We start from the raw sequence: 12570 nt of genomic DNA on the forward strand, positions 1-12570 counted from the left end.
CCAACTGAGCTATTCCCGCTTAATCTTCGTCTTTCAAACTGCTACTGCCTTGGCTGCCTTCACTCACCTTAGTCACTTACTTTTGCAAGCTTCCAAGAATTCGTTCAGTTGCCGCCTTGTCGCAATTCGAAATACTGCGATTGGGTGGTCTGTGCTTTGCAGCACTTTTCAAATTTTGGAGCGGGAAACGAGACTCGAACTCGCGACCCCGACCTTGGCAAGGTCGTGCTCTACCAACTGAGCTATTCCCGCGTACTACTTAATTTTTGCTTTCGTAATTTCGCATTTCTGCGTCGTTACGGGAGGCGCATTATACGAGAAATCTTTCCCTCTGCAACCCCCCTAAAAAAAATTTTTCGAATTTTTATCTCAAGTGCTGAAATTATCAGCAAGGCGTTCAATTTAGCGTCAAAATCACGCCGCCGCAAGTGGATTCCAGCGGTTACGTGACCAGGGAAAATTTTACAGCTTGATGAAGTGCTCCCGGTAGTAAGCCAGTTCCGCAACTGATTCGCGGATATCATCCATCGCCTGATGCGTCCCCTGCTTGGTAAAACCGTCGAGAATTTCCGGCTTCCAGCGGCGCGCCAGCTCTTTCAGCGTGCTGACATCGAGATAGCGGTAGTGGAAGTACGATTCCAGTTCCGGCATGTATTTGAAAAGGAAGCGGCGATCCTGACCGATGCTGTTACCGCAGATAGGCGATTTACCCGCAGGCACCCACTGTTTTAAAAATTCGAGCGTCGCCAGTTCTGCTTCACGATCGCCCATCGTGCTCGCTTTCACGCGCTCCACCAGCCCGCTGGCGGTATGAGTGCGCACGTTCCAGTCATCCATCAACGCCAGCTGTTCATCAGACTGATGTACTGCAATGGTCGGCCCTTCTGCCAGAATATTCAGGTTGGCATCGGTCACCAGCGTGGCAATCTCAATAATGCGATCACGCTCGGGATCCAGACCGGTCATCTCAAGATCGATCCAAATCAGGTTGTTTTCATTGGCACTCATGCTATTTTCCACCCATTCACAGTGACTATATTGATCCACAATTGCGTGTATCATAGATGTTTTGCCCATCAGGGGCGACCAGGAGTCTGTACGATTGAGTAAAAATAAACTCTCCAAAGGCCAGCAGCGCCGCGTGAACGCCAATCACCAGCGTCGTCTTAAAACGTCTAAGGAGAAGCCCGACTACGACGACAATCTGTTTGGCGAACCTGATGAAGGTATCGTCATCAGCCGCTTTGGTATGCACGCTGATGTGGAATCCGCCGATGGCGACGTTCACCGCTGCAATATTCGCCGCACCATCCGTTCACTGGTAACCGGCGACCGCGTAGTCTGGCGTCCGGGTAAACCGGCAGCGGAAGGCGTAAATGTCAAAGGGATCGTGGAAGCGGTGCATGAGCGCACCTCGGTGTTAACACGCCCGGATTTCTACGACGGCGTGAAACCCATCGCCGCCAACATCGACCAGATTGTCATTGTCTCCGCCATTTTGCCGGAGCTGTCGCTCAATATCATCGACCGTTACCTGGTGGCCTGCGAAACCTTGCAGATTGAGCCGATTATTGTGCTCAACAAGATAGACCTGTTGGACGACGAAGGCATGGCGTTCGTCAACGAACAGATGGATATCTACCGCAACATCGGTTATCGCGTATTGATGGTTTCCAGCCATACTCAGGATGGGCTGAAACCGCTGGAAGAGGCATTGACCGGACGCATCAGCATTTTTGCCGGGCAATCTGGCGTCGGCAAATCCAGCCTGCTGAACGCGTTGCTGGGGCTGCAAAAAGAGATCCTGACCAACGATGTCTCTGACAACTCAGGTCTGGGCCAGCACACCACTACTGCCGCTCGGTTGTATCACTTCCCGCACGGCGGCGATGTGATTGATTCTCCTGGGGTACGCGAATTCGGACTCTGGCATCTTGAGCCGGAACAAATCACTCACGGTTTTGTCGAATTCCATGACTACTTAGGTCTGTGCAAATACCGCGATTGTAAACACGATACCGATCCGGGCTGCGCTATCCGTGAAGCCGTTGACGAAGGGAAAATCGCGGAAACCCGTTTCGAAAACTATCACCGTATTCTGGAAAGCATGGCGCAGGTAAAAACGCGTAAAAACTTTTCTGATACGGATGACTGACAATTAAGCTAACCGTCGTTAGAATCGTCCCCTTTTTTTCAGGATCCGGCATGTACGCCGGATCAGGAACGACAAAACAATGGCCTGGAGGCTACTTTGTTAAATTCATTTAAACTTTCGCTACAGTACATTCTGCCGAAACTATGGCTTACTCGCCTGGCGGGTTGGGGCGCAAGCAAGCGAGCAGGATGGCTGACAAAACTGGTTATTGATCTGTTCGTTAAATACTACAAAGTCGACATGCAAGAGGCGCAGAAGCCGGATACTGCCAGCTACCGCACCTTTAACGAATTTTTTGTCCGTCCGCTGCGTGACGAAGTACGCCCAATCAATACCGATCCGAATGTACTGGTCATGCCTGCCGATGGCGTTATCAGCCAGTTAGGTAAAATCGAAGAAGATAAAATCCTGCAAGCCAAAGGCCACAATTACAGCCTCGAAGCCCTGCTGGCGGGCAACTATCTGATGGCGGATCTTTTCCGCAATGGTACGTTTGTGACCACTTACCTCTCCCCGCGTGACTATCACCGCGTACACATGCCGTGCAACGGTATTTTGCGTGAGATGATCTACGTACCGGGCGATCTCTTCTCCGTTAACCATCTCACTGCTCAGAACGTGCCGAATCTGTTTGCCCGTAACGAACGCGTGATCTGCCTGTTCGATACCGAATTTGGCCCGATGGCGCAGATTCTGGTCGGTGCGACGATTGTTGGCAGCATTGAGACGGTCTGGGCGGGTACCATTACGCCGCCGCGCGAAGGTATCATCAAGCGCTGGACCTGGCCTGCCGGGGAAAACGACGGTTCTGTGGCGCTGCTGAAAGGCCAGGAAATGGGTCGCTTTAAACTTGGCTCTACCGTTATCAACCTGTTTGCACCAGGTAAAGTGAATCTGATTGAGCAACTGGAAAGCCTGTCTGTCACGAAAATTGGCCAGCCGCTGGCAGTATCTACCGAAACCTTTGTTACGCCAGACGCTGAACCTGCCCCGCTTCCTGCTGAAGAGATCGAAGCAGAACACGACGCCAGCCCATTGGTTGACGATAAAAAAGACCAGGTCTAATCCATCAAAGGAAACGCTGACGTGCGCCTGATTATCACTTTTCTGATGGCCTGGTGCCTCAGTTGGGGGGCGTACGCCGCGACGGCCCCCGATAGCAAACAAATCACCCAGGAACTGGAGCAGGCAAAAGCGGCGAAACCCGTGCAGCCGGAAGTCGTAGAGGCGCTCCAGTCTGCCTTAAATGCGCTTGAGGAACGAAAAAGTTCCCTTGAGCGCATCAAGCAATACCAAGAAGTCATTGATAATTATCCGAAACTCTCTGCTACTCTGCGCGCACAATTAAACAACATGCGTGACGAGCCGCGCAGCGTGTCGCCGGGAATGTCTACCGACGCGCTGAATCAGGAAATTCTCCAGGTCAGCAGTCAGTTGCTGGATAAAAGCCGTCAGGCCCAGCAAGAGCAGGAACGCGCCCGCGAGATAGCGGATTCATTGAATCAACTGCCGCAACAGCAAACCGATGCCCGTCGTCAGTTAAATGAAATCGAGCGCCGCCTGGGAACGCTTACCGGCAATACCCCGCTTAATCAGGCACAAAATTTCGCGTTACAGTCTGACTCCGCACGCCTGAAAGCGCTCGTTGATGAACTGGAGCTGGCGCAGCTGTCTGCCAATAACCGCCAGGAATTAGCGCGCTTGCGCTCTGAGCTGGCGGAAAAAGAGAGCCAGCAGCTGGATGCGTATTTGCAGGCCTTACGTAATCAGTTGAACAGCCAACGCCAGCTTGAGGCGGAGCGGGCGCTGGAAAGCACCGAACTGCTGGCAGAAAGCAGTGCCGATTTACCGAAAGATATCGTCGCGCAATTCAAAATTAACCGCGAACTGTCGGCAGCGCTGAATCAGCAGGCGCAGCGAATGGATCTCGTCGCTTCGCAACAGCGTCAAGCTGCCAGCCAGACATTACAGGTCCGGCAGGCGCTGAATACCCTGCGCGAGCAGTCACAATGGCTGGGAGCGTCCAACCTGCTCGGCGAAGCGTTGCGAGCGCAGGTGGCACGACTGCCGGAAATGCCGAAACCGCAACAACTTGATACCGAAATGGCGCAGTTGCGCGTGCAACGGTTGCACTATGAGGATCTACTCAATAAACAACCGCAACTGCGACAAATCCTTCAGGCTGACGGTCAGCCGCTGACCGCCGAGCAAAACCGTATTCTCGAAGCACAACTGCGTACTCAGCGTGAGTTGCTGAACTCATTGTTGCAGGGTGGCGACACGCTACTGCTGGAACTGACCAAGCTGAAAGTCTCCAACGGGCAGCTAGAAGATGCGCTGAAAGAGGTGAACGAAGCGACGCACCGCTATCTGTTCTGGACCTCTGACGTGCGCCCGATGACCATCGCCTGGCCACTGGAGATCGCCCAGGATCTGCGTCGTCTCATTTCGCTGGACACCTTCAGTCAGTTAGGTAAAGCCAGCATCATGATGCTGACCAGCAAAGAGACGATTTTGCCGCTGTTTGGCGCGTTGATTCTGGTCGGTTGCAGTATCTACTCGCGCCGCTATTTCACCCGTTTTCTCGAACGTTCGGCGGCGAAAGTCGGCAAAGTGACTCAGGATCACTTCTGGCTGACGTTACGCACTCTTTTCTGGTCGATTCTCGTCGCGTCACCGCTGCCGGTGCTGTGGATGACTCTGGGTTACGGCTTGCGCGAGGCGTGGCCTTATCCGTTGGCGGTAGCGATTGGCGATGGCGTAACGGCCACCGTGCCGCTGCTGTGGGTAGTGATGATTTGCGCCACCTTTGCCCGCCCTAACGGCTTGTTTATTGCCCATTTTGGCTGGCCGCGCGAACGTGTTTCCCGCGGGATGCGCTACTACCTGATGAGCATCGGGCTTATTGTGCCGCTGATTATGGCGCTGATGATGTTCGATAATCTCGACGACCGCGAGTTTTCCGGTTCGCTGGGACGTCTTTGCTTCATCCTCATTTGCGGTGCACTGGCAGTGGTCACCCTCAGCCTGAAAAAGGCCGGGATTCCGCTGTATCTCAACAAAGAAGGCAGCGGCGACAACATTACCAACCATATGCTGTGGAACATGATGATTGGCGCGCCGTTGGTCGCTATTCTGGCAGCGGCAGTCGGTTACCTGGCAACGGCACAGGCACTGTTAGCAAGGCTTGAAACCTCGGTCGCCATCTGGTTCCTGCTGTTGGTGGTTTATCACGTTATCCGCCGCTGGATGCTAATCCAGCGACGCAGACTGGCGTTTGACCGGGCGAAGCATCGCCGGGCAGAGATGTTAGCGCAGCGAGCGCGTGGCGAAGAGGAAGCGCATCATCACAGTAGCCCGGAAGGGGCAATTGAAGTCGATGAAAGCGAAGTCGATCTCGATGCTATCAGTGCGCAATCCTTGCGGCTGGTGCGCTCAATTTTGATGTTGATCGCCTTGCTTTCGGTCATTGTGCTGTGGTCAGAAATCCATTCCGCTTTCGGCTTCCTCGAAAATATTTCGCTGTGGGATGTCACTTCCACGGTACAGGGCGTGGAAAGCCTGGAGCCGATCACCCTCGGCGCGGTGCTGATTGCCATTCTGGTGTTCATCATCACCACGCAACTGGTGCGCAATCTGCCCGCGCTGCTGGAACTGGCAATCTTGCAGCATCTCGATTTAACGCCGGGTACGGGCTACGCCATCACCACCATCACCAAATACCTGTTGATGCTGATTGGTGGGCTGGTCGGCTTCTCGATGATTGGTATTGAGTGGTCGAAATTGCAGTGGCTGGTCGCCGCGCTCGGTGTTGGTCTCGGTTTTGGTTTGCAGGAAATTTTCGCCAACTTTATCTCTGGCCTGATTATCCTGTTCGAAAAACCGATTCGCATTGGCGATACGGTAACGATCCGCGATCTTACCGGTAGCGTGACGAAAATTAACACCCGCGCCACCACCATCAGCGACTGGGACCGCAAAGAAATTATCGTGCCGAACAAGGCGTTTATTACTGAGCAGTTTATCAACTGGTCGCTCTCTGACTCGGTCACGCGCGTGGTGTTGACGATTCCGGCCCCTGCCGATGCTAACAGTGAAGAAGTGACGGAAATCTTGCTCACCGCTGCGCGCCGCTGCTCGCTGGTGATCGACAATCCGGCGCCGGAAGTCTTCCTGGTGGATCTACAGCAAGGGATCCAGATTTTCGAGCTGCGTATTTACGCCGCAGAAATGGGTCACCGCATGCCGCTGCGCCATGAAATCCATCAACTAATTCTGGCGGGCTTCCACGCCCACGGTATTGATATGCCATTCCCGCCCTTCCAGATGCGTCTGGAAAGCCTGAATGGTAAACAAACGGGGAGAACATTAACTTCTGCGGGTAAAGGTCGCCAGGCGGGAAGTTTGTAAGGTCTTTGTGGCCGGATGAACCCATCCGGCTCACAAACAAAACTGATAGCGCAGGAAAAACTGCCACAGCCAATAGCCGAAGATCGCAAGTGCGGTGACGTACATAAACCAGCCGCCTTTTTTTCGCCGCAGCGCGAACCAGAGAAAAGGGAAAAAGAGCGGCAACGTCAATATCACACCGACATCACGGGTATCGTCATTTTCCAGATACTCCAGCACATCGCAGATGTTTTTAACCCCGCCTTCATCAATCATCCACTCTTTGTCCAGCGTGGAAGTGATGAGTATCCAGAGGATCGCCACAACAAACCAGATGCAGCACAAGACAAACATGCGCGCACTCATGAGATAACCCGTAGTTTAATTTCGCTATAGCGCATACGAAATCCCACTCATTCCCTGTCATTACGCCCTATCGTCAGGCCGACGATAGGGCATCTGATTACTCAGCCACCCACTGCGGATTTTTTGCCACTCTGCTGCAATAATTCTGGTAAATCGCCATCGCTAACAGCGAGAAGAAGACAGGGCCGCCAACCATCCACAATGTGCTATCCCAGTCTCCGGCTTCAACCACTGGCTGGATAATGGTGAAAACGTTCGCAAACGTCACCACCAGTACCACCACCACTGTCGCGATCGTTGCCGACATGTGTGTTTTGAAAATCACAAATGGTCTGTCGAGATCCTGACGTGCTTTAAAGAATGGGAAAGCCAGCGCAAGGAACAGATAGGGAAGCGTCATGGAAACGTTCGCCATCAGCGTCAGCTTGTTAAAGAACGCTGATGCGGTACCACCGCCAAACGAAACCAGCAGGATGAAGACAGTAACCAGCCCGCACTGCATCCACATGGCGATAGACGGCATGCCCATGGCGTTCAGGCGCGTCATCGGTTCCGGCCATAACGCTTTCGGCGTACCCTGGATGATCGCTTTTAGTGGCGAGTAGCAAAGTGTAAAGAACGCGCCGGTGTAAGCCAGGAACATCGAAAGCCCGGTAATACGCGCAAACCATACGCCCAGCGACAATGACGCCTCAGGTGACAAATGCAGCACGTTACCCAGCGTCATCCCCAGGCTTTTCATCAGCACATAGGTAATATTGCCGAGGTTAACGGAACCATTACTTAATACCTGCTGCCAGTTAGTGCTGACGCCCCATAAAAATATCGCCAGTGAATAACCGATTGAAATAACAATAGCGGCAAAAACAATACCTTTGGCAAAGTTCTTTTCTGGGTTTTCTGTTTTATCTACCAGACCACCAACTGCTTCAATTCCGCCGTAAGCGAAAATGGCAAATACCACAAACGATAACATCGCCAGACCGGATTGATATCCTGGATTCGGCGATACCACGAAATTAATATCCTGTGCAAAATGGCCACCATTTAATAACAAAATGGCAATGCTCACTAACAGTAATACTAAATTAAGACACATTACTGCAATACCACCTACTGCAGTAATACGAGCAATTTTATTAATCCCTTTTGAAGCAACCACGGTAACCAGGATCATCCATGCCACCGCCAGCAGACCCACCACCTGCGTTGGCTCCAGGCCAGCAATGCGCCAGTGCTGAGTCATATCGGTACCGTAGAGGAACGTAGAAAATGGTACCCAGACTTTAGCTGAGGTACTCACCATCCAGATGATATAAGAGGAAAACCACATAAATGTGCCGATAAAGGCGAAACGTGGTCCGACACTATTATTCATCCAGGAATAGATGCCGCCTTCTTCTTTGCGATACGCCGCGCCCATCTCTGCCATCATTAAGGCAAATGGTATAAAAAATAATAATGCAGAAAATATATAAAAGGGAATCGCACTATACCCCATTAAATAATAAGCTGCCGGGCTATTGGCAAACCCAAATACTGAAGTAAAGATCATCAATATGAGCCCTATCAGACTCATCTTTTTTATCGTGTGAGGCATGAAATTATCCTTCGTGTTAGCACATGTATAAAACGCGCGCACTGAACTGCACTACCCATCGATTGACGGGCCGCAATAAAAAACCATACAGAATTGATACCTGGATGATAGCAAATATCCAGTCTTAAATTGTGGCCTTCAGCAGGAAAAATGAAAACATCTGCTACAGAATGGCGTTACAACGCCATTCTGTGCGGTTAATTAGATGATTTTTCAGAATTATGCCCGGTCAACGCTAAAGGCAATCACTTCCGCAAGCGTCTCCGCGCCCAGCGCCAACATCACCAGACGATCAACGCCCAGAGCCACGCCGGAGCAGTCAGGCATACCGACTTTCAGAGCTTCTATGAGGTTTTGGTCAATTGGATGCTGCGGTAAACCACGCGCCGCACGTTTGCGGTTATCCTGCTCAAAGCGTTGTTGCTGTTCACGGGCGTCCGTTAATTCGTGGAAACCATTCGCCAGCTCAATACCTTTGTAGTAAACCTCGAAGCGCTCTGCGACCCGATGATCTTCGGTACTGATTTGCGCCAGTGATGCCTGACTGGCAGGGAAATGATAAACAAAGGTCGGTTTTTCTTTACCAATGTTCGGTTCCACACCAAAGGTAAACAGCAACTGCAGCAGTGTATCGCGATCTTCTTCGGTATCGGCAACGTTGCTCAGATCCAGTTTCGCCGCCACTTCCCGCAGCTGCGTTTTATCAGCTGAGAGCGGATCAATTTCCAGATAACGTAAGAAGGCTTGCTGATAAGAAAGGCTTTCTGCAGCCGGACAATCCAGCACTTGCTGCAGAAGATCGTCAACTTCGTTCATCAACCGGTACATATCATAATGCGGCCGATACCACTCCAGCATCGTGAACTCAGGGTTGTGATAACGCCCCATCTCTTCATTACGGAAGCTGCGGCACAGCTGGAATACTGGGCCACAACCGGCAACCAGCAGGCGTTTCATGTGATATTCAGGGCTGGTCATTAACCAGAGATTCATCCCCTGAGAGTGTCCGGGGCCAACGAAACGTGTCTCAAACGGGACCAAATGAATATCGGTTACCGTCGCCTGGCTCATACAAGGCGTCTCCACCTCCAGCACTCCACGATCGGCAAAGAAACGACGGATCTCCGCCATAATCGCCGCGCGTTTTAATAAGTTAGGAATGGATGCGCTCGGCTGCCAGGATGCCGTTTCGCTCATAGTGAAATCTCCAGTTTTTAACAAGGGCACGAAGTCTACTCGCAACGCGACGGCGAGACAAATTTTACGCAGGAATCATTCAGCAAGGGGGGGTGACTAAAAAAACCACAATCTGATGGTTTAGTAATTAAATTAATCATCTTCAGTGATAATTTAGCCCCCTTGCGCACTAAAAAAATCGATCTCGTCAAATTTCAGACTTATCCATCAGACTATACTGTTGTACCTATAAAGGAGCAGTGGAATAGCGTTCGCAGACCGTAACTTTCAGGCACTTACCCTGAAGTACGTGGATGTGGGATAAAAACAATCTGGAGGAATGTCGTGCAAACCTTTCAAGCCGATCTTGCCATTGTAGGTGCCGGTGGCGCGGGATTACGTGCTGCAATTGCTGCCGCGCAGGCAAATCCGAATGCAAAAATCGCACTAATCTCAAAAGTATACCCAATGCGCAGCCATACCGTTGCTGCAGAAGGTGGCTCCGCCGCTGTCGCGCAGGATCATGACAGCTTCGATTATCACTTTAACGATACAGTAGCGGGTGGCGACTGGTTATGTGAGCAGGATGTTGTGGATTATTTCGTCCACCACTGCCCAACCGAAATGACCCAACTGGAACTGTGGGGATGCCCATGGAGCCGTCGCCCGGATGGTAGCGTGAACGTACGTCGCTTCGGCGGCATGAAAATCGAGCGTACCTGGTTCGCCGCAGATAAGACCGGCTTCCATATGCTTCACACTCTGTTCCAGACCTCTCTGCAATTCCCGCAGATCCAGCGTTTTGACGAACATTTCGTGCTGGATATTCTGGTTGATGATGGTCATGTTCGCGGCCTGGTGGCAATGAACATGATGGAAGGTACGCTGGTGCAGATCCGTGCTAACGCAGTGGTGATGGCAACCGGCGGCGCTGGCCGTGTTTATCGTTACAATACCAACGGCGGCATCGTTACTGGCGACGGTATGGGGATGGCGCTGAGCCACGGTGTTCCGCTGCGTGATATGGAGTTCGTTCAGTATCACCCAACCGGTCTGCCTGGCTCCGGTATCCTGATGACCGAAGGCTGCCGCGGTGAAGGCGGTATTCTGGTCAACAAAAATGGCTACCGTTATCTGCAAGATTACGGCATGGGCCCGGAAACTCCGCTGGGCGAGCCGAAAAACAAATATATGGAACTGGGTCCACGCGACAAAGTTTCTCAGGCCTTCTGGCACGAATGGCGTAAAGGCAACACCATCTCCACGCCGCGTGGCGATGTGGTTTACCTCGACCTGCGTCACCTGGGCGAGAAAAAACTGCACGAACGTCTGCCGTTCATCTGTGAACTGGCGAAAGCTTATGTTGGCGTCGATCCGGTTAAAGAACCGATTCCGGTACGTCCGACCGCGCACTACACCATGGGTGGTATCGAAACCGATCAGAACTGCGAAACCCGCATTAAGGGCCTGTTCGCCGTGGGCGAATGTTCCTCTGTAGGTCTGCACGGCGCAAACCGTCTGGGCTCCAACTCCCTGGCGGAACTGGTGGTCTTTGGTCGTCTGGCCGGTGAGCAAGCAATGGAGCGCGCATCTACTGCCGGTAATGGCAACGATGCCGCGATCAATGCCCAGGTTGCTGGCGTTGAACAGCGTCTGAAAGATCTGGTTAACCAGGACGGCGGCGAAAACTGGGCGAAGATCCGCGACGAAATGGGCCTGGCCATGGAAGAAGGCTGCGGTATCTACCGTACGCCGGAACTGATGCAGAAAACCATCGACAAGCTGGCGGAACTGCAGGAACGCTTCAAGCGCGTTCGCATCACCGACACTTCCAGCGTGTTCAACACCGACCTGCTTTACACCATTGAGTTGGGCCACGGTCTGAACGTTGCCGAATGTATGGCGCACTCCGCAATGGCACGTAAAGAGTCCCGCGGCGCGCACCAGCGTCTGGACGAAGGTTGCACTGAGCGTGACGACATCAACTTCCTCAAACACACCCTCGCCTTCCGCGATGCTGATGGCACTACTCGCCTGGAGTACAGCGACGTGAAAATTACTAAGCTGCCGCCGGCCAAACGCATGTACGGTGGCGAAGCGGATGCAGCCGATAAGGCGGAAGCAGCCAATAAGAAGGAGAAGGCGAATGGCTGAGATGAAAAACCTGAAAATTGAGGTGGTGCGTTATAACCCGGAAGTCGATACCGCACCGCATAGCGCATTCTATGAAGTGCCTTATGATGAAACCACCTCATTGCTGGATGCGCTGGGCTATATCAAAGACAACCTTGCGCCGGACCTGAGCTACCGCTGGTCCTGCCGTATGGCGATTTGTGGCTCCTGCGGCATGATGGTTAACAACGTGCCGAAACTGGCATGTAAAACCTTCCTGCGTGACTACACCAACGGCATGAAGGTTGAAGCGTTAGCTAACTTCCCGATTGAACGCGATCTGGTGGTCGATATGACCCACTTCATCGAAAGTCTGGAAGCGATCAAACCGTACATCATCGGCAACTCCCGCACCGCGGATCAGGGTACTAACATCCAGACCCCGGCGCAGATGGCGAAGTATCACCAGTTCTCCGGTTGCATCAACTGTGGTCTGTGCTATGCCGCATGCCCGCAGTTCGGCCTGAACCCAGAGTTCATCGGTCCGGCTGCCATTACGCTGGCACATCGTTATAACGAAGATAGCCGCGACCACGGTAAGAAGGAGCGTATGGCGCAGTTAAACAGCCAGAACGGCGTATGGAGCTGTACTTTCGTGGGCTACTGCTCCGAAGTCTGCCCGAAACACGTCGATCCGGCTGCGGCCATTCAGCAGGGCAAAGTAGAAAGTTCAAAAGACTTTCTTATCGCGACCCTGAAACCACGCTAAGGA

General features: G+C 52.5%; 9 protein-coding genes and 1 tRNA gene. 5 read left to right on the top strand and 5 right to left on the bottom strand.

Going from position 1 to position 12570, the window contains the following annotated elements:
* Positions 1 to 176 precede the first annotated feature (176 nt).
* Positions 177 to 252 (bottom strand) — tRNA-Gly (locus FEK47_RS22280).
* 210 nt (positions 253 to 462) lie between these two features.
* The gene (gene orn, locus FEK47_RS22285) at positions 463 to 1008 is read right to left on the bottom strand and encodes an oligoribonuclease (RefSeq protein WP_064525781.1); all 546 of its coding nucleotides are present in this window, start codon (positions 1006 to 1008) and stop codon (positions 463 to 465) included.
* 94 nt (positions 1009 to 1102) lie between these two features.
* Here orn and rsgA point away from each other — a divergent pair, with 94 nt between their 5' ends.
* The 3 genes from rsgA (at position 1103) to mscM (ending at position 6565) form a co-directional block, all read left to right on the top strand.
* The gene (gene rsgA, locus FEK47_RS22290; RefSeq protein WP_130205979.1) at positions 1103 to 2155 is read left to right on the top strand and encodes a small ribosomal subunit biogenesis GTPase RsgA; all 1053 of its coding nucleotides are present in this window, start codon (positions 1103 to 1105) and stop codon (positions 2153 to 2155) included.
* A gap of 96 nt (positions 2156 to 2251) precedes the next feature.
* Positions 2252 to 3220, top strand: coding sequence for an archaetidylserine decarboxylase (gene asd / locus FEK47_RS22295; protein ID WP_135486760.1), 969 nt, complete (start codon positions 2252 to 2254; stop codon positions 3218 to 3220).
* Positions 3221 to 3241: 21 nt separating this feature from the next.
* Positions 3242 to 6565, top strand: a complete 3324-nt coding sequence (gene mscM, locus FEK47_RS22300; protein WP_135486761.1) for a miniconductance mechanosensitive channel MscM — start codon at positions 3242 to 3244, stop codon at positions 6563 to 6565.
* Between the two features lie 30 nt (positions 6566 to 6595).
* Here the strand turns inward: mscM and FEK47_RS22305 are convergent, their stop codons facing one another.
* From FEK47_RS22305 to epmA, 3 genes are all read right to left on the bottom strand, one after another.
* Positions 6596 to 6910: a YjeO family protein gene (locus FEK47_RS22305; RefSeq protein ID WP_138183376.1), complete on the bottom strand. Its 315-nt coding sequence runs from the start codon at positions 6908 to 6910 to the stop codon at positions 6596 to 6598.
* A 97-nt stretch (positions 6911 to 7007) separates the two neighbouring features.
* Positions 7008 to 8510 carry a glutamate/gamma-aminobutyrate family transporter YjeM gene (gene yjeM / locus FEK47_RS22310; protein ID WP_130258495.1) on the bottom strand — a complete coding sequence of 501 codons (1503 nt, stop codon included), beginning with the start codon at positions 8508 to 8510 and terminating at the stop codon, positions 7008 to 7010.
* 219 nt (positions 8511 to 8729) lie between these two features.
* A complete protein-coding gene (gene epmA / locus FEK47_RS22315) occupies positions 8730 to 9707 on the bottom strand; it encodes an elongation factor P--(R)-beta-lysine ligase (protein ID WP_000004771.1) in 978 nt (325 codons plus the stop codon).
* 324 nt (positions 9708 to 10031) lie between these two features.
* Here epmA and frdA point away from each other — a divergent pair, with 324 nt between their 5' ends.
* Both frdA and frdB read left to right on the top strand, forming a co-directional pair.
* On the top strand, positions 10032 to 11840 hold the full coding sequence (frdA, locus tag FEK47_RS22320; RefSeq protein ID WP_130205969.1) for a fumarate reductase (quinol) flavoprotein subunit: 1809 nt from the start codon (positions 10032 to 10034) through the stop codon (positions 11838 to 11840).
* Entirely contained in the window at positions 11833 to 12567 is a 735-nt protein-coding gene (gene frdB / locus FEK47_RS22325) for a fumarate reductase iron-sulfur protein (protein ID WP_064525766.1), read from the top strand. Before frdA ends, frdB begins: the two co-directional genes overlap by 8 nt.
* Positions 12568 to 12570: the final 3 nt, after the last annotated feature.

Source organism: Escherichia sp. E3659, from assembly GCF_005781135.1.
GTDB lineage: Bacteria > Pseudomonadota > Gammaproteobacteria > Enterobacterales > Enterobacteriaceae > Escherichia.

Excerpts from the sequence above, each read along its gene's own strand:
- frdB (WP_064525766.1), top strand. The coding sequence starts at position 11,833 with ATGGCTGAGATGAAAAACCTGAAAATTGAGGTGGTGCGTTATAACCCG.
- orn (WP_064525781.1), bottom strand. The coding sequence starts at position 1,008 with ATGAGTGCCAATGAAAACAACCTGATTTGGATCGATCTTGAGATGACC.
- epmA (WP_000004771.1), bottom strand. The coding sequence starts at position 9,707 with ATGAGCGAAACGGCATCCTGGCAGCCGAGCGCATCCATTCCTAACTTA.
- yjeM (WP_130258495.1), bottom strand. The coding sequence starts at position 8,510 with ATGCCTCACACGATAAAAAAGATGAGTCTGATAGGGCTCATATTGATG.
- FEK47_RS22305 (WP_138183376.1), bottom strand. The coding sequence starts at position 6,910 with ATGAGTGCGCGCATGTTTGTCTTGTGCTGCATCTGGTTTGTTGTGGCG.